An 18,459-nucleotide genomic window follows, 5' to 3' on the forward strand; every position below is an offset into this window, starting at 1 on the left:
AGTCCCACCCTTAAACCGGCATCTGCATGATGTCTTGATAGGCCTGAACCAGCTTGTTGCGCACCTGGGTCATGGCCTGCATCGATACACTGGATTTTTGCGCAGCGATCATCACATCGGTCAGATCCACGCCGCTCTGGCCCATTTCGAAGGCGGTGGCCAGTTTGCTGGCGGCCTGCTGGTTTTCGCTCACCTTGTTCACAGCCTGGCCGAGCATGTCGGAAAAGCTCGGCGCACCGACCTCAGGCGCACTGACGACCGGCTTCTGCCGGGCCATGGCTTCTGCCTGCATGGACCGCATTTCCAGCATCAAGCGATTGAATTCAACACCTTGGCTCATGACATCCTCCACTGGCCGCGTTTTTTTGACGCTGCGCGACTTTGTAGTGGGGTATCTGCAACAAGGGTGCCAACCTCTGAATTGCGGGCTGCAGGCGCACGGCCACACAAAAGAGCCCGTCAGGCGCTTGGCCGGGCGAGCTCTTTTGCGGGTGACGGAGAATTAACTGGCGTACAGATAGGCCTCGACATCCATGCCGGCATCGCGCATCTGCGCCAGCTTGTATCTCAGGGTGCGCGGGCTGATACCCAGGCGCTCGGCGGCTTCCTTGCGCCGGCCGCGCTCGGCACGCAGGGTGTCGATAATCATCTGGAACTCATGACGCCGCAGGTCATCGCCCAAGCCACCGGCATCGGCCACCGCACTCGAATCGGAGACGGGTGGCTGGCTGGCCGGCACGACACTCAGGGCGCGCACAGGGGCCGTCAGAGGCGCCGCGCTCAGGCACAGATCCTGAGGCTGGATCAGACCGCCCTGCTGCAGGATCAGGGCACGCTGGATGGCGTTATCCAGTTCGCGCACATTACCCGGCCAGGCATAGCTGCCGAGCAGCGCCTGAGCCTGGGGGGACAGGCGGATGGGCGAGTGATTCATTTTTTTGACGTACTTGGCCAGCAGCCGCTCGGCCAGGGGCACGATGTCCGCTGGCCGTTCGCGAAGCGGGCGCCAGGCCAGGGGGAAAACCGATAACCGATAGTAGAGGTCTTCACGGAAGCGCCCCGCCGCCACTTCGCCTGCCAGATCCCGGTTGCTGGTGGCCAGCACGCGAATATCCAGGTTGATCGGCTTGCGCGCGCCGACCCGCTCCACCTCACGTTCCTGCAGCACCCGCAGCAGCTTGGCCTGCAGGCCCAGAGGCATCTCGGAAATTTCATCCAGCAAAATGGTGCCGCCGTCGGCCAGTTCGAACTTGCCCGGTGCGCTGGCAATGGCACCGGTAAAGGCCCCCTTCTCATGACCGAACAGGGTGGCTTCGAGCATATTGTCGGGAATAGCGGCGCAGTTGATGGCGATAAAGGGCTTGCCCGAACGCGGTGACTGCTGATGGATAAAGCGCGCCAGCACCTCCTTGCCGGTGCCGGACTCGCCGGTGATAAGTACCGTCGAATCACTCTGCGCCACCCGCGCAGCCAGATCCAGAAGTTGCACACTGGCCGGCTCCACCGCCACCGGCCCCTCCTCATCCGCGCCGGCCAGACTGCCCAGGGCATGACGCTGCACCAGAGCCAGCAGCGCTTTCGGAGCAAAGGGCTTGACCAGGTAATCCGCCGCGCCCTGACGCATGGCATCCACCGCCCGTTCCACCGCTGCATAAGCCGTCATCAACAGCACCGGCAACTGCGGCTGGCGCTGACGAATCTGCGCCAGCAACTGATGACCATCCATACCCGGCATGTTCACATCGCTGACCACCAGGGCAAAGGCTTCCTCCTCCAGGGCCAGCAAGGCGGCCTCGGCACAATCCACCGCACGGTACTCGTGCCCGGCCAGGGACAGGGTGTCGATCAGGGCTTCACGCAGCGCGCGATCGTCTTCGACCAGCAATACTTTGGCAGCCATGGCTGGGTTACTCCTTACTCACAGGTGAAGTCGCAGCAATCAGCGGCAAACTGAGGATGGCGCAGGTGCCGCGCCCTGGGCGCGAACGCAGCTGCAGCTGGCCCTGGTGGGCCCGGGCAACGGCCTTGACCACGGCCAGGCCAAGACCGGTGCCGGTGGTCTTGGTGGTAAAGAAGGGCTCGCCCAGACGTGCCAGAGTGGCAGGCTCGATACCAGGGCCATTGTCACTGATGCACAGACGCAGGCTCTGCCCGCGGCAATACAGATGCACCTTCAGGCGCACATCGCGACCCGCGGCCTGGATGGCGTTTTCAATCAGGTTGAGTACGGTGCCGACCAGGGTGTCGCGATTACACAGCAGCGCCCCGTCACGGCTGTCGCACTGCCAACGTACCTGCATACCCAACACATGGGGCTCGGCGGCAGCCCGCAGGGCAGTAAATAACGCCTCCGGACTCAGGCGATCAGGCAGTGGCAAATCACCACGAGCAAAGATCAGCATGTCGCGCACCTGATGCTCCAGCTCATGCAGGCGCTCCTGCAGCCGCCCGGCAAAGCGCTGCTGCTGCTCCAGCGGCAGCTCCTGCTCGGCCAGATGACCGGCATAGAGCATGGCCGCAGACAGCGGCGTGCGAATCTGATGGGCCAGGGAGGCGACCATGCGCCCCAGCGCCGAGAGGCGCTCATGGCGCGCCAGCTGATCCTGCAGGCGACGGGTTTCCGTCAGGTCGGTCAACAGCACCAGCTGGCCCGGTTCGCCATGCAAGGAGCGGGTGGCAATGGACAAACGCCGCCCATCCTTGAGGGATACTTCGTGGCCGTCATCCTCGCGGGGAGCGAAATTGCGGCTGATCACCTGGCGCCAGAGCATGCCGACCAAGGGCTGGCCGAGCAGGTTGCGCGCCACCGGATTGGCTTCACGCACCACGCCCTGCCCATCAATCACGATCACCCCGCCCGGCAGCAAATCCAGCAGGCTCTGCAGACGGTGGGCGAGACGCTCCTTCTCTGCCAGCTCCTGCATACGCTGGGCGCTGACCAGTGCCAGCTGCCCTTTCAGCTCGGTCACCCGAGCCTCCAGCATGCTGTAGGAGGCACTCAGCTGGGTGGACATCTGATTGAACAGGGCAAAGGTCTGCTCAAGATTGGCGCGCGCGCCCTGCTCAACAGGTAGCGCCGGGATCACAGCTTCAACGGAGCGCTGGGAAGTGGTATTCATCGTTCTCTCTCGCGTGGCGAGCCGTCATAAGACGGTCAGTTAGCTGAGAGATAGCAATACCCGTGCCTAAAAAATAATTCTTTATTTTCAATGACTTAAAAAACAAAGCCGAAGGATGCGTCAATCCTTCGGCTTTATTTCTGGGCTGGGCGCCAAGGGTCTGACAGCAGGCCTTAGTCGTCCAGCCCCTCATCGTCACGGCGGCTCATGCCGTACTTGCGCATCTTTTCCACCAGGGTGGTACGGCGTATGCGCAGGCGTTCGGCTGCACGGGCCACGACCCCGCCAGCGTCATCCAGAGCCTGCTGGATAAGGCCCTGCTCCAGATTGCCCAGATAGTCCTTCAGATCCAGCCCTTCCGGCGGCAGCATGGCCATGGAGTCGAGCCCCACACCTCCCGCCAGGATGGCAGCCCGCTCATCCAGCTCCTCGCGCAGGCTGGCGACCATGTTCTCGTCTTCGTCGTCGACATGACGGAACTTCTTCGGCAGCTCGCCCACACCGATCACCCCATAGGGGTGCATGATCGCCATGCGCTCCACCAGGTTGGCCAGTTCGCGCACATTGCCCGCCCAGTCATGCCGGCACAGCGACATGATGGCCGCCGAGTTAAAACGAATGGAACCGCGCTTCTCGTTCTCCATGCGCGAGATCAGCTCATTGAGCAGCAACGGGATATCTTCGATGCGCTCGCGCAATGGCGCCATTTCGATGGGGAAGACATTGAGGCGGTAATACAGATCTTCGCGGAAGCTGCCCGCCTCGATCATCTTCTCCAGATCCTTGTGGGTGGCAGCGATAATGCGCACATCGGCAGTCTGGGTTTTGTTGCTGCCAACCCGTTCGAAGGTACGCTCCTGCAACACACGCAGCAGCTTCACCTGCATCGGCAGTGGCATATCGCCGATCTCGTCGAGAAACAGGGTGCCGCCATTGGCCAGTTCGAAACGCCCGGCGCGGCTGCTGATGGCGCCGGTAAAAGCCCCCTTCTCATGGCCGAACAGCTCGCTCTCCAGCAACTCCGCCGGAATAGCCCCGCAGTTGACCGGCACAAAGGGCGCATCACGGCGCTTGGAGTGGTAGTGCAGGTTGCGCGCCACCACCTCCTTACCAGTACCGGACTCGCCCAGGATCAGCACGCTGGCCTCGGTATCTGCCACCTGCTGCATCATCTGCCGCACCTGCTGGATGGCGCGGCTGGTACCCACCAGGCTGCGAAACAGGTTGGTCTCGCGCTGCCGCCCACGCTCACGGGCCTGGTCGTACATCTCGCGGTAGACCTGGGCGCGATGCAGGGAATCGAGCAGCTTGTTATAGCTCAGAGGCATTTCCAGGCAGGCCAGCACACTGCGACGCTGCTCTTCCGGCCAGTCGGCGGCCATCTGATCATCAATCAATAACGCCGGGAGAAACTCATCCCAGGCCGCCAGATGCTTGAGCAACTCCAGCACGCCACCTTTGCCTTGCACATCACCCAGCAGCACACATAGCACATCGCGGCTCGACTCCAGGGTCGTCACCGCCTCACGCCAGCCAGCGCTGTCACAGGCGATATGCTCCTCACCCAGAAAACTCAGGATGACCGTCAGATCACGGCGACGCTCATGGTTGTCATCAATCAGCAGAATTTTGGTTTCACGCCACATAGTGTTCTTGTCTGATCCCGGAGTGAAGAAAGGCGCCACAGTCATGAAACAGGCGCCAGCAATTGGCCACTAGTTAAGTCAATTTTCTGTTCACAGTCAATTTTATGGCGTATTTTTTTGAAAAATGTTTGCTCCCTGGCAACAAGTCAGCCATGCCCCATACGCAATGGCCCGACTACCGGAGGCAGTCGGGCCATGTAGAAATCGTAGAGCAGCAAAGCACGACCTCAGCCAAACAGCTGATAAACCTTGGCACCCTGCTGAGATTGATTGAGCTGAACCAGCTCTTGGGCCAGGCGCTGCTGCTCGGCCTGGCAGACCGTGACCAGCTCGCGATACAGGTCGAGTAGTTCCTGCATGCGTATGCGCAAGGTTTCCTCATCACCCACGGCATCAACCATGGCTTCATCGACAGCGAGACGGCACTGCTGATCAAGCTCACCAATAGCCGCCCAATCCTGATTGGCCAGCGCACTACGCAGCGCACTACCGGTCTCTTGAAGACGCTGGACGGATTGACTCATGAGGTTACTCCTGGAGCATAAAACAGCTTCACTGACCGATTGCATCCCAGCCAGCCTTCACATTGCGTAGCAGGACAGCCACTTCATCAAGGATATCGGGCTCATTCTGTAGATTGGCCTCAACCAGGCGGGACACCATGTACTCGTACAGACTATCCAGATTTGCGGCCACTTCGCCACCCTGCTCAAGATCCAAGCCCTCACGCAAGCCACCGATAATACCGATGGCCTTGCCGATCAGCTCCCCCTTGAGTGCAGTCTGATTGCGCTCCATGGCGCCCTTGGCCTGAGCCAGGCGGCTGATACCGCCCTCCATCAGCATCTGGATCAGACGATGCGGGCTGGCCTCCATCGCCTGAGCATGAGTGTTGACGGTTTGATACTGCTTGAGGGCCGCCATTGCATTCATCGCCTGTACTCACTGTATTGCTTGCTGATACCTCAGGTATCGGCGCTACAGGCTAAAGCTTTAGCGGTAAATCAACTGACAGGAGCCGGCTCAACTTCCGGGCCGATGGCATCCCAGGCGCCCTTGATCTGCTCCAGCAGCACCTGAACCTCATCCAGGGTGCGAGGCGTGTTGTCCAGAGCCACACCCGCCAGACGGCGAGTCATATAGTCATAGAGCGCATCAAGATTCTCGGCAATTTCACCGCCCAGCGCCTTGTCCAGACTGGCCTGCAATACACCCAATATCGTGATGGTGCTGCCCACTGCCATGCCGCGAATCTCGGTGTCACCTTCAGCCTGGGCCTGCTTGGCCAGCATCACACGCTGCAAGGCACCTTCGAGAAGCATCTGTACGGTGCGGTAGGGCGTCACGTCCTGGCTGGTATTGACCTGCTTGTAGGTGTCGATCGGCTTTTTGCTCATTACTTATCCTTTTTCACAAACCCAGGCAGGCTGGCGAGCTGACTGGCCAGACTTTCACTGGTTTTCTGCAAGCGTCCAACCAGCATGTCCATGGCGTTGTATTGCGCATAAAGACGCTCCTGAACCTTTTCGATACGCAGGTTCAGGGCTTCACGCTGTTTGTCGATACTGCTAATCGTAGTTTGCAGGCCCTTCTCGCGCTGCTGCAAAACACCTTCGCTACCCAGATAAGGCTTGACCACTGCCTCAAGACGCCCCATCAAACCATTCTCACCTGCAACAAACTCGGCGATCTTGTCGTATTTCTCGGTTAGTGCCGTATCCAGGGTTGCAGAGTCGATGCTGAGCTTGCCGTCTTTCTGGGTGGTGATACCCAACTCAGCCAGCGATTGCACATCAAATTGACTGCCAAGCTGTACCAGTTCCTTGCGCATCCCCGACAAGAGATTGCGCACAGAGGTATCACCAAGCAAAGCCCCGGTGACCGGAGGCTTGCCTTCACCCACCTGAACGACCGCGGTGAGCTCGCTCGAGGTCTGCACCAGTTTGTTATAGGCCTCCACAAAACGCTGCAGGTTGGTACGAACCGAGCCCTTGTCTTCGGCAATATTGATATCCACCGTCTTGTTAGCGGCAATATCATCGGCGGACTGGGCACTGGTCAGCTTGATGGTAACGCCTTCAATGACATCGGTAATGGTGTTGCTGTCCTTCACCACCGACAAACCATCGACCTTAAACATCGCCGATTGTGCGGTATCAATGGTCTTGCTGTTACTGCCATCAACCGACGCCAGCAATGAAAGACTGTTATCGCCAGCACTCAGATCATCGGTAGTGGCGGTCACCGCAATTGACTCAGCATTGCTGGACTGGATCAGCAGGCGCGAACCGCCGCCTTCAACAGTTTCAATCGTGGCACTGATGCCCTGCCCAGCACCGTCGGTATTGATCTTCTGGCGAATGTCCTCCAGAGAATCCTCAGCCGTGATGGCCACAGCCAAGTTGGTTGCCCCACTGCTAATGTTCAGCGTGCCTTCCTTGAACGTTGCAAGCGCTCCACCGGCAACAACCGGCAACTGTGCGACACTGCTGCCGGCACTAAAGCCCAAGGCTTTAAGCGAGTTAGCGCCTGAAGTCAGGCCATCTTCAGTGGCCACAACCTGCAAATCGTTGCCGACTCCGGGCTTGGAAGAACTCAGCACCAAACGCGAACCTGAAGCATCGGTGACGATACTGGCGCTAATACCCTGGGCGCTCCCAGCCGTATTGATGGCATCACGAACGCCCAGCAGACTGTTGTTATCTTCTGTGATGTTGACATTGATGCTACTGCTGCCGGCGCTGATCGCCAAAGTCCCGGAGTTAAAGGTTGCGGCCGAGCCTCCGGTTACAGATTGAAGGGCAACCTTGCTGCTTGAGGCCAATTGCTCGACCTGCAGACTGAACTTTCCCGCGGGCACATCCGCGCCCGCAGTAGCAGTGAGAATTGATGAATTTGAGGAGGAGACTGTCTGCTTTTGAAAGGCCGACAACTTATTGAGGCTCTGCAGGGTCGTATTGAACTCGCTGATAACCGAGCGCATCGTTCCCAAGGCGGAAATACGTGAGGTGGTGGCTTTTTCAAGGCGATTGAGTTGCGCCTCCTTTGGGGCCCGCTCGGAGTTAACCAGCGCCGTTACAATGCCATTGATATCGATTCCAGAGCCAATGCCTGTAACCCCGACCATAAATCACCTCGCCAAAATAATGACTCTATAACGCCTAATAGCGTAATACAGTCAAAAGCCGTGCCAGCACTGGGCTAGGCTTCAGCCTTGAACAACAGACTGCGAACCTCCGACAGATTCTCTGCCAACTGCAGCGCCTCTTCAGAAGGGATCTGGCGAATGATATCTCCAGACCCCGCATCGGTGACCTTGACTACTACACGGCCACTGCCTTCCTCCAAGGAAAAGTTCAGGCTGCGACGAACCGACTGCACAAAGTCCTGAATGGTTGCCACTGCGGCCTCAACCTCCTCGCGGGAAGCCTCGGCAGGCATAGCAGTCTTGGGGGCTTGATCTGCCGCAGGGGTTTGAGCTTCAGGTTCCCCTGCTACCGCCCTAAACTTGGCGGCTGGCCCTGAATCCCGTTCACCCTTAACGGTTGCAGCAGCTGCATTAAGCGAATTCTGAATAGAACCAATGTCCATAACTTTCTCCTCACAATGAGGGAACGGGGAGAAGAGCCAAGCCCTTCCCCCCGTAGTCTAGCCCTTTTACCCTTAGCCGAGCAGACTGAGGACAGCCTGTGGCAGCTGGTTGGCCTGGGCCAGGATCGCGGTACCGGCCTGCTGCAGGATCTGATTCTTGGTCAGTTCCGAAGTTTCAGCAGCAAAGTCGGTGTCACGAATCCGGCTACGGGCAGCCGAGGCATTCTCGGAGATGTTCTGCAGGTTCGAGATGGTGTTCTCGAAGCGGTTCTGCACAGCACCCAGTTGAGCACGCTGACTGTCGATATTGGAGATCGCCGAACTGATGATGCCGAGAGCATTCTGCGCGCCAACCGCCGTGCTGATATCGACGGTATCGACAGCCTCCAGGGTGCTGTACACGCTGGCATCCTGCAAGCCACCGTCAATGGTTTCAAAGTTCTCCACCTCGAATGAATCAGGGGACTCGAAGCGCACCTGGCCTACGGCCACGGCACCACCCGCACCATCACCAGCCAGAGTTGCAGCACCATCGATGGTATCGCTGGCATCCTGATCGTCTGCAATACCGTTATCACCACTGAAGGACAAAGTCTGCAGCTCAGCCGCAACATCGTTGTCTTCGGCATCAACGGCAGTGTAATCCTTGATGATGATGTTATCGCCACGCTCGCTGACCATCTCCAGGGCACCGTTGTTCAGCACGCGGGCACTGATGCCGGTACGCCCGGTTTCCTTGTTGATCTGGTCTGCGAGCCCGGAGAGGTCACTCCAGTCGGTAATACTGGTGGAGATGGATACGCCATCGGTGTCCTTGGTGTTGTTGGCACCGTACAAGGTGAAGCTGATGGTGCCGCCCGTGGAGGTATTGGTGAAGCCACCGTCGGAATCCTGCTGCAGGCGCGCAGCGGTGCGCGCGGTTGCATTGACGCCAGTGGCGTCGGAAGCCTTGTTGACGGCCTCTGCCAGCTGACGGGCAGAGGAACCGTCACCCAGAGCGATGGAAGCTGTGCCCAACTTACCCTTGATGGTCAGGCCGTCGGTATTGGCGGGCGACGAAGCATAGCCGATATCGGTGGTGGTGTAGGCCGAGAAGTCGGTGGAAGCAACAGCCGTAGCCGCAATACCAGTCTGTGCGTCGGTGGCGCTATCGCCCAGTCCGACTACGGCGCTATTGAAGCGACTGGCACCGATGCGGGCTGCCGATGCAGCACCCACCGAAACGCTGATGGTTTCAAAGGCGTTGGCACCGACCTGGAAGCTTTGCGAACCGAAGGTACCGTCAAGAATCTTGCGACCACCGAAGCTGGTGGTTTCGGCAATACGGTTCAACTCCTGTTGCAGCTGCGACACTTCTGCCTGCAGAGCTGCACGCTCACTGGCGCCGTTGGAGCCGTTAGCCGACTGCAGCGACAGGTCACGCATACGCTGCAAAATGCCGGTGGACTGCTGCAGCGCACCTTCAGCGGTTTGCGCCAGAGAGATACCGTCGTTAGCGTTACGGGTTGCTACGTTCAGGCCGTTGATCTGGCTGGTCAGGCGGTTGGAAATCTGCAGACCGGCGGCGTCATCTTTAGCACTGTTGATACGGAAACCGGTGGACAGACGCTGCAGCGAAGTATCCAGGCCTTTGGACGAGGCCCCAAGGTTACGCTGGGTATTGAGCGACGCGACGTTGGTGTTGACTGTAAGGGCCATGGTGTTTGCCTCCAAAGGACCGTGTTACTGAGTTTGCCTGAGCTTGCGAGCTTTGGGCCTGCTTTGCTCAGACGCCCCATTAAGTTCGCATTCGTACTTTGTATCGGCCCTTTGCGGTGCAACTTTAGGCAGCTTTAGCCTGGTTTTTTGATTTTTTTTATTCCTTCAAAAACAGCCATTTAGAGAAAACGAGCCATACAATTTGGCTTTTCGTGAAAAGCTTGACGCGCTATCGGAGGAGAAATCCGCTAGCGCATCAGACCGACATAGCCTAGAAGCGCTTGAGCCAGGCATCAGGCCAATGGGTGATGTTCTGGCTAAGCGAACTTTCATTGAACGGCCAGGCCGGCTGCTCAATGACGAACTGCGGGTTGGCTTTTGCGAAGTCGATGGCCGCATTGGACGGATTGTCGGTGCCCCAGTCCTTACCGGCACGTGGCACGTCCTTGACCTCCTTCATTACTCCGTCAGTGGCGACAATGTAGGAACCCTTGCTGACCAACGGAGAATAGAGGCGCAGCTCCTCAGAGACATGGGCATAGCTATGGTTGGAGTCGAGGATCACCAGCACGGTCTCGCCCGGCTTGATCAGCGACTTGACCTGCTCTACCACGTCGTCGGCCACCGAACTGCCCTCGATCAGAGTCAGGTAACTGAACAACTCATGCTCTTCGATGGCCTTGCGGTTGTGTGGGCGGATTTCGATGTCTACGCCAATTACTCGCCCCTTTCCCATGGCCTTGAACAGGCTGGCGTAATAGATGAGAGAGCCGCCATGGGCGATACCGGTTTCCACGATCACATCCGGTTTGACGCTGTAGATGACCTCCTGCATGCGGATCATGTCCTCCGGCAGCTGGATCACCGGGCGCCCCATCCAGGAAAAGGTATAGGGATACTTCTGGTTCCAGCCCAGATTGACCCACTGCCGGGACAGAATCTCGAAGGATTGGTCGGTGTAAAGGTCCAGCTCGCGGATGGCACCGCCCTCTTCCAGGACCAGCTTCTTGTTATCGGTATCGACTGTCAGTTTCACGTCCTGCTCCTTTTCGAGTATCAAATTCGCCCACGCCACCAGGCGAGGGCATCATCCAGACCACTGTGCAGATCGAACCGCGGCCGCCAGCCAGTGGCCAACAGGCGCTGATTATCGGCGATCAGCAACGGGGGATCGTTGGCCGCAACCGGGATGGCCCCGAATTGCAGCAGGTGTTCGGCATTCAGTTGTCTGGCCAGATACTCGATGACCTCACGCAGGCGTATCGGCTGACCGCTACCAATATTGAATGCACCTTCGGAATTCGTATTCATCAGCTGTACCAGGGCTGCAGCAACATCTGCCACATGCAACAGGTCGCGCCGCTGCTCGCCATGGGAGCAGCGCGCCGGCTCACCCTTGAGCAACGCACTTAACACCGCCGGCACCAGGCGTCCAGGCGCTTCGAAGGGCCCATAGGCATGGAAGATGCGTGCCCAAGCGATCGGCATGCCATGCAATTGGCCAAATAGCTCGGCCAGCTCGCGGGTAACATTCTTGCAGCGGCCATAGGGCGTTGCCGGCAACAGTGGCGTCTGGTACTCCCGGCAGATGCCCTCGCCGCTCCAGTCATATTCGGCGCAGCTGCCAACCAGCACAGCCTGCTCACCGCCATGACGCTGGAAGGCGTCCAACAGCTCCAGGGTCGCGCGCACCCAGGCAAGGTTCTCCGGCGTCGTCCAGTACACCCCGGGTTTGGCGCACCAAGCCAAGTGCACCAGGCGCTGCGGCCTTACCTTGGCAAGCAGCGCGGTAGCCGCACCAGGTTCGAGCAGATTGAGCTGATGCACGCCAGGCCCACCCGGCGCCTGGCGACCACAGGCAGCGTGCACCTCGTGCCCCGCCGCCAGCAGCTGTGCGACCACCTGACGGCCGACGAAACCACTGCCACCGGTGACCAGCACCCGCGCCATCAGAAGCTCCGCAGCTCGGGCACGGCCACCACAAATTGGCCGCCCCAGGTTTTGATCACAGCCTGCTGCTCCATCACCTCGCAGAGCAGGTTCCAAGGCAGTACCAGCACATAATTCGGCTTCTCTTCACCAATACGTGCTGGCGGGACGATGGGAATCCGACTGCCCGGCAGAAACTTGCCCTGCTTGTGCGGGTTGGCATCGGCCACCCAGGCCAGCAGATCACTGCGCACGCCGGCATAATTGAGCAGGGTATTGCCCTTGGCAGCGGCGCCATAGGCCGCCACGCGCTTGCCTTCAGCCTTGGCCTGCAACAAGAAGCGCAACAGCCCGTGCTTGATCCGTTCGGCGGCAGGCGCCAGAGTCGAATAGAACACAGCTGTTTTAACCCCCGCCTGCTCCTCACGGGCCAACAACTCAATCACGGCGGCAGACACTGCATGAGCGCCCTCGCTGCGTTGCGCATAGACGCGCAACGAACCGCCATGGGTCGACAGCTCCTCGACATCGAAAAGCTGCAGACCATTGCGGGTGCATAGGCTCTGCACAGCGGTCAACGACAGGTAGGAGTAGTGCTCGTGATAGAGGGTGTCGAACTGATTCTCAGCCATCAGACGTAATAGATGAGGAAACTCGAACGTGACCACCCCACTAGGCTTGAGCAGGGTGGCAAAGCCCTTGAGAAAATCATTGATATCCGGCACATGGGCCAGCACGTTGTTGGCTGCCATCAGGTCGGCGCGCCAACCTTCGGCAGCCAGGCTGGCCGCAGTTTCTTCACCAAAGAACAACTCGCGAATCTGTAACCCCTTTTCCCGCGCCGCACGGGCAGTGCTGGCGGTCGGTTCAATGCCCAGGCAGGGAATGCCGCGCTGAGCCACATACTGCAACAGGTAACCATCGTTGGCGGCGACTTCCACCACCCGGCTCTGGGCATTCAAGCCAAAACGCTCGACCATCTGCGCCACATAGCGCTGGGCGTGCTCCAGCCAGCTACTGGAGTAAGAGCTGAAGTAGGCATAGTCGGCATCGAACAGACTATCGGCCGAGCGGAAATCCTCGGTCTGCACCAGCCAGCAGCTGTCACACACCAGCACCCGTAGCGGCACCCATTGCTCAGCCTGGTCCAACTGATCGGCACGCAGGTAGGCATTGGAAGGTGGCGCCGTACCCAGGTCGATCAGCGGTAGATGCAATGCAGCCCCACAGCCTCGGCACTTCATAACTCGACTCCTTGAAAGGACTGATCCAACAACGGATGAGCGGCATCGCGAGCAGACAAATTAACGACCGGTAAAGGCCACGCAATGGCCAAACATGGATCGTTAACGGACAGCGCCCCCTCATGCTCCTGGCTGTAATCGGCGCTATGCAGATATAGCAGTTCGGCATCATCGCTGAGCGTCTGAAAGCCATGGGCAAAGCCAGGCGGCAGTAACAGACTGCGCCCATCACCTGCATCCAGCCGTTCGGCATGCCAGCGCAAGAAGGTGGGTGAGCCGCGGCGCAGATCCACCGCCACATCCCATACGGCACCTCGCAGGCAGGTAATCAACTTGGTCTCGGCCTGCGGTGGATACTGAAAATGCAGGCCACGCACACTGCCACGCTGGGTGGTACGTGAATGATTGATCTGACGGACGTGCAAGGATTGCCCACACGCCGCCAGACTGGCCTGGCAGAACAGCCGAGAAAAACGACCCCGTTCGTCTTCATGCACCTTGTGCTGCACGCTGAACAGGCCCTTGAGCGGCAGTTCCAGCAGGCTCAGCTCACTCATGCGCACCCCAGTAATCGGTTAACTGCGCCAGGGTATAGGCCCGCATGTCCTCACCACGTTGCCAGGCCTGGTGCCACGCCAGGGTCTGCTGCAGACAGCTATCCAGCGACCAGCGTGGCGACCACCCCAGCAGCTGGCGGGCGCGGCTACTGTCCAGACGCAACAAACCTGCCTCATGCAAGTCACTGGCTTCGATCAACAAGCCGGGAGCTTGCGACCAGCGCTGCGCCAAACGCTCGACCACCTCACCGACCGTGCACATATCACTGTCAGCGGGTCCAAAGTTCCAGGCGCCAGCCACCGCGCAACCTTGTTCATAGAGGCCCTGGGCCAATTGCAGATAACCCGCCAGCGGCTCCAGGGCATGTTGCCATGGGCGCACGGCCTGGGGGTAACGCAAGGTCACCGGTTCACCTCGCGTCCAGGCCGCAAGAATATCGGGCACCAGCCGATCAGGGGCAAAGTCACCACCGCCCAGTACATTGCCGGCGCGGGCCGTGGCCATGGCCAGACCGTGTTCGGCATAGCGCGCAGCCGGAAAATAGGACGCGGCGAATGACTGCGCCACCAGCTCGCAGCAGGCCTTGCTGCTGCTGTAGGGGTCATGGCCGCCCAGCGCTTCATTCTCGCGATAGGGCCAGGCCCATTCATGGTTGGCGTAGACCTTATCGGTGGTGACCACTACACAGGCCTTTACCCCGCCCGTCTGGCGCATGGCTTCCAGCAGGTGAAGCGTGCCCATGACATTACTGGCATAGGTACCCAACGGATCCCGATAGCCCTCGCGAACCAGTGGCTGTGCCGCCAGGTGCAGGACGATTTCCGGTTTGACCTGATCCATCACCTGCTGCAACGCGTGCAGATCGCGCAAGTCACCGATATGGCTGTCAATACCTTCCCCGACTCGCGCCAGCTCAAACAGGCTGGGCGAGGTGGCGGGGTGCAGCGCAAAACCACTGACCCGAGTACCCCAACTCTGCAGCCAGAGTGCCAGCCAGCCACCTTTGAAGCCGGTATGCCCAGTGAGCAGTACCCGTTTGCCGCGCCAGAATGCGCGGCTCAGCTCCACTGCTTCCAAGGGGCCTCCCCACTCAGCCACAGCTGCTCCAGGTAATTCTTGTCGCGCAGGGTGTCCATCGGGTGCCAGAAGCCCTGGTGCTGGAAAGCCATCAACTGGCCATCGGTGGCCAACTGAGTCAGCGGCTCGGCCTCCCACGACGTCTCAACACTACCAATATAGGGCAGCACTTTGGGCGACAACACAAAGAAACCACCGTTAATCCAGCCTCCATCACCCCGGGGCTTCTCAATAAACCCCTTGACCTGATCACCCTCACGCTCAAGGGCGCCATAACGGCCTGGCGGTTGTACAGCGGTGACCGTGGCATATTTGCCATGGGCCTTGTGGAAGGCCACCAGCGCACTGATATCCAGATCGGATACGCCATCGCCATAGGTGAAACAGAATGCCTCTTCTGCATCCAGATAGCGCCCGGCGCTTTTCAAGCGCCCCCCGGTCATGGTGTCTTCACCAGTATCCACCAGGGTCACTCGCCACGGCTCGCTGTAGTTCTGATGCACTTCCATCTGGTTGCTGCGCATGTCGAAGGTGACATCGGATGTATGCAGAAAGTAGTTGGCGAAAAAATCCTTTATCGCATACCCCTTGTAGCCCAAACAGATCACAAAATCATGAATACCGTGGGCCGAGTACTGCTTCATGATGTGCCAGAGAATCGGCTTACCGCCGATCTCGATCATGGGTTTGGGCTTGAGATGCGACTCTTCGCTGATGCGCGTACCCAGGCCACCGGCCAGAATCACTGCCTTCATGCTTGTTCTCCTTCGTCACAGTAGCGCTGCCACATCTCTTTGTAGGTCTGCTCCATGCGCCGGGTAAAGTCGGCAGCATCACAGAGCTTCGAGTCCAGCATGCGCTGGCGCAATCCAGCACGAGTCTGCGCCAACGCAGGAACATCGCTGGCAAGGGCCACCAACTTGTCGAGGTACTCCTGCTCGGTGTCGGCGATCCACTCGTCGAAACCGGCACCATGAAGAATCAGCGCCCCTACTCGGCCCATCGAAGGTCGATCACGCAGGGTCACCACCGGCAGCCCCATGTAGAGGCTTTCATACAGCGTGGTGCCGGAGTTGTGCGGAAAGCAGTCCAGCGCGATATCCATCCGCGCCAGGGCATCGGTCGGCGACGAGGTATAGCCAAACTGCAAGCGCTCGGGGGCAATGCCGTGTTTCGCAAACTCGCCATGAAAATGCGTGCACAGACTCTCGTCGCTGAAAAAGCTGCTGTCGAGCATGAGGCGGGAGCCGGGCACCCGCTGCAGTAGCTCGGACCAAACCCGAATCACCTTGTGGTTCAGACGTATCGGTCGGGTCAGGCTACCGAAGGTGATGTAACCATTGCCCAGGGCCGGTAGCTCGCCAACCACCACCTGCATCCGCTCTGGAGGAACATAGGCAACCGCTGGAGCCGGCATGCGCCAGAGCTGCTCGGCAAAGGAGGATTCGCTGCCAGGCGGGAGCATCTGTTCGTCGGCCAGGAAGTAGTCGACCTGTTTCAAACCCGTGCCGAATGCAAAGCCCATCCACCAGCTGGCCTGCACGGGGGCCGGCTTGAGCGCGAAAACCTGCAACCGGCTATTGGCGGTGTGACCGGCCAGATCGACGAGGATATCGATACCATCCGCCCGAATCTGTTCGGCGATCAGCTCGTCGCTAAGCCCGACACAATGCCGCCAGTGATCGCAATAGCCCATGAGCCGCTCGGTAACGGCGTCTTCTCGCTTGGCCAGCGAATAAGCGAATACCTCCACCTGGCTCTTGTCGTGATTGCTCAGCAGAGGCTCGATGAACATTGCGCAGACATGGGCCCGGAAGTCCGGCGACACATAGCCGATACGCAAACGGCGCTGCACAATGCGAGAATTGGGATAATCGTTATAGCGCCTGGCAGGGTAGTTGCTAGTCGCTTCCCGATAAAGCTGGTACACCTGCTCGCCAGTCCAGTCTGGGTGATAGTTGGCAATAAACAACAGATTCGTACTGGCGCCAGGCAGCTCCAGTACCTCACGCAACAATTCAATGGCGCGATCCAGATTGCCGAAATGCGACTCGACGCCAGCCAGGTTGATCCGTACCGGCAAGTAGCTATGCAACACTTCCTGGGATTTCCGGTAGGCGTCCAGGGCCTCACGCAAGCGCTTGCCACCGCTGAGAATGTTACCCAGGTTGCACCACAGGCTGGGGTCGTCCGGGTTCAACTCCAGCGCTACCTGCATGACCTTCTCCGCCTCCCCGAGCACGTGTCCGTCCAGGTAGGTGTTGGCAAGGTTGTTCCAGGCCAGGGGCTGGGTTGGAGAGATCGCCAGTGCGCGCATGAAGCACCCCTCGGACTCATGCTGCCGCCCGACGGAACGGTACACCTCGCCGAGCATGTTCCAGCCGGGCTGGTAGTCGGACTTGAGCTGCAAGCCCCGCACCAGATACTCGAGTGCCTTATGGGGATCCTGCTCGCCCTTGTATGACTGACCGATCCAGCACAGGGCCTCGTGACTGTTGGGGTTCAGCTCCAGGGCCCTGTTGAGGTACTCACGCCCCTCTTGAGGGTGTTCGTTCATGATGGCCGACATGCCCCGGTAGCACCAGGCATCCGCATGCTGAGGGCAACGCTCGGTCCACTCGCGCATGGCGTCCAGGTCGTCTTCCAGACGGTTCGAGCTGCGCAAGAAGTAACTGAGCCTCTGCCAGCCCATGTCGCAACCCGGATTGTGCTGCAGCAGCGTGCGCAGCGTGCTCTCAGCCAGTTCAGGCTGCTTCATCCGCGAATATGCGGCGGCCAGCACGAGGCTCGCCCGCCACTGTCCCGGTTCTTCGACCAGCACCGCCTCGGCCAGTTGCCTGGCGCGCGCCACGTCATGATCCAGCTCCAGATCGGCCAGGGCCGCCCGCAGCTCCAGATCACGGGGCCATTCGACATAGGCAGCGGACACCAGGGGATAGGCGATTTCTCGTTGGCTGAGCTGATAACGCGCCAGTGCAAGAGCCCGGCGATGTTTCTTGGAGAGCACCTTGAGCTCGCCGGCCAAGTCTATAACCTGCGTCCAAGACTCCTGGGCAAAGGCCTCGACAAAGCGCTGCTGGATGACAGTCTGGGAGCTTTTCTCCAGGCAGCATTTCTTGTACTTCAGCCCACTGCCGCATGGACAGGGATCGTTGCGACGCGGCTGCCGATCAGGCGACTGGCCCAGCACGCTCAACCTCAGTTGCAACTGTTCGATCAGACCGAGCGCTTGCAATGCACCGGCATGACCGGGCTGGACTTCCAGTACCTGATTGAAGGCGGCCAGCGCAGCCGGCCAGTCCTGTGCCTGGATGCAGGCCTGGCCAAGTTTCATGGCGTATTCGGAGTTGCCGGGCTCCAGTTCCAACAACTGGTCGAAGGCGCGCAGGGCAACCACGCTGTCATTGCTTGCCAGCGCGGCCTCCCCGAGCAGCGACCAGGCCTCGACGTCCTCCGGCTGATACTGAAGCAGCTCACGACTGCTGTTCCGCGTACGAGTGTAATCCCCCTCTTCGAACGCCAGCCTTGCCTGCCGACGGAAGAAATCCACAATCCACTCGGTATCAATTGTCATGCTTGGAATCCGTCATTTTCCCG

Annotated in this window: 17 protein-coding genes; all 17 read right to left on the minus strand. The window is 59.4% G+C overall.

Annotation, left to right across the window (positions count from 1 at the left end; all coding sequences use genetic code 11):
* Positions 1-10: 10 nt before the first annotated feature.
* Positions 11-340, minus strand: a complete 330-nt coding sequence (gene fliE / locus GJV18_RS13155; protein ID WP_160346330.1) for a flagellar hook-basal body complex protein FliE — start codon at positions 338-340, stop codon at positions 11-13.
* 162 nt (positions 341-502) lie between these two features.
* Positions 503-1,900 carry a sigma-54-dependent response regulator transcription factor FleR gene (gene fleR, locus GJV18_RS13160; RefSeq protein WP_160346332.1) on the minus strand — a complete coding sequence of 466 codons (1,398 nt, stop codon included), beginning with the start codon at positions 1,898-1,900 and terminating at the stop codon, positions 503-505.
* Positions 1,901-1,907: 7 nt separating this feature from the next.
* Positions 1,908-3,119, minus strand: a complete 1,212-nt coding sequence (locus tag GJV18_RS13165) for a sensor histidine kinase (RefSeq protein WP_160346334.1) — start codon at positions 3,117-3,119, stop codon at positions 1,908-1,910.
* A gap of 173 nt (positions 3,120-3,292) precedes the next feature.
* A complete protein-coding gene (locus GJV18_RS13170; protein WP_160346336.1) occupies positions 3,293-4,765 on the minus strand; it encodes a sigma-54 dependent transcriptional regulator in 1,473 nt (490 codons plus the stop codon).
* A 227-nt stretch (positions 4,766-4,992) separates the two neighbouring features.
* Positions 4,993-5,289: a flagellar protein FliT gene (locus GJV18_RS13175; RefSeq protein WP_160346338.1), complete on the minus strand. Its 297-nt coding sequence runs from the start codon at positions 5,287-5,289 to the stop codon at positions 4,993-4,995.
* Positions 5,290-5,317: 28 nt separating this feature from the next.
* Entirely contained in the window at positions 5,318-5,698 is a 381-nt protein-coding gene (fliS, locus tag GJV18_RS13180; protein WP_160346340.1) for a flagellar export chaperone FliS, read from the minus strand.
* A gap of 71 nt (positions 5,699-5,769) precedes the next feature.
* Positions 5,770-6,162, minus strand: coding sequence for a flagellar export chaperone FliS (fliS, locus tag GJV18_RS13185; protein WP_160346342.1), 393 nt, complete (start codon positions 6,160-6,162; stop codon positions 5,770-5,772).
* On the minus strand, positions 6,162-7,892 hold the full coding sequence (gene fliD, locus GJV18_RS13190) for a flagellar filament capping protein FliD (protein WP_160346344.1): 1,731 nt from the start codon (positions 7,890-7,892) through the stop codon (positions 6,162-6,164). Before fliD ends, fliS (GJV18_RS13185) begins: the two co-directional genes overlap by 1 nt.
* 74 nt (positions 7,893-7,966) lie before the next feature.
* The gene (locus GJV18_RS13195; RefSeq protein ID WP_160346346.1) at positions 7,967-8,356 is read right to left on the minus strand and encodes a flagellar protein FlaG; all 390 of its coding nucleotides are present in this window, start codon (positions 8,354-8,356) and stop codon (positions 7,967-7,969) included.
* Between the two features lie 72 nt (positions 8,357-8,428).
* A complete protein-coding gene (locus GJV18_RS13200) occupies positions 8,429-10,054 on the minus strand; it encodes a flagellin (RefSeq protein WP_160346348.1) in 1,626 nt (541 codons plus the stop codon).
* 271 nt (positions 10,055-10,325) lie between these two features.
* Positions 10,326-11,090 carry a cephalosporin hydroxylase family protein gene (locus GJV18_RS13205; protein ID WP_160346349.1) on the minus strand — a complete coding sequence of 255 codons (765 nt, stop codon included), beginning with the start codon at positions 11,088-11,090 and terminating at the stop codon, positions 10,326-10,328.
* Between the two features lie 20 nt (positions 11,091-11,110).
* On the minus strand, positions 11,111-12,004 hold the full coding sequence (locus GJV18_RS13210) for an NAD-dependent epimerase/dehydratase family protein (protein WP_160346351.1): 894 nt from the start codon (positions 12,002-12,004) through the stop codon (positions 11,111-11,113).
* Positions 12,004-13,227: a class I SAM-dependent methyltransferase gene (locus GJV18_RS13215; protein WP_160346353.1), complete on the minus strand. Its 1,224-nt coding sequence runs from the start codon at positions 13,225-13,227 to the stop codon at positions 12,004-12,006. The genes GJV18_RS13210 and GJV18_RS13215 overlap by 1 nt, the downstream gene beginning before the upstream one ends.
* Positions 13,224-13,784: a dTDP-4-dehydrorhamnose 3,5-epimerase family protein gene (locus GJV18_RS13220; protein ID WP_160346355.1), complete on the minus strand. Its 561-nt coding sequence runs from the start codon at positions 13,782-13,784 to the stop codon at positions 13,224-13,226. Before GJV18_RS13220 ends, GJV18_RS13215 begins: the two co-directional genes overlap by 4 nt.
* Positions 13,777-14,862, minus strand: coding sequence for a CDP-glucose 4,6-dehydratase (gene rfbG / locus GJV18_RS13225; RefSeq protein WP_160346357.1), 1,086 nt, complete (start codon positions 14,860-14,862; stop codon positions 13,777-13,779). The genes GJV18_RS13220 and rfbG overlap by 8 nt, the downstream gene beginning before the upstream one ends.
* Complete coding sequence (gene rfbF / locus GJV18_RS13230) at positions 14,844-15,617, minus strand: glucose-1-phosphate cytidylyltransferase (protein WP_160346359.1); 774 nt, start codon at positions 15,615-15,617, stop codon at positions 14,844-14,846. Before rfbF ends, rfbG begins: the two co-directional genes overlap by 19 nt.
* Positions 15,614-18,436, minus strand: a complete 2,823-nt coding sequence (locus tag GJV18_RS13235) for an O-linked N-acetylglucosamine transferase family protein (protein ID WP_160346361.1) — start codon at positions 18,434-18,436, stop codon at positions 15,614-15,616. Before GJV18_RS13235 ends, rfbF begins: the two co-directional genes overlap by 4 nt.
* Between the last annotated feature and the right edge of the window lie 23 nt (positions 18,437-18,459).

This window comes from Pseudomonas xionganensis (assembly GCF_009763245.1).
Classification (GTDB): domain Bacteria; phylum Pseudomonadota; class Gammaproteobacteria; order Pseudomonadales; family Pseudomonadaceae; genus Aquipseudomonas; species Aquipseudomonas xionganensis.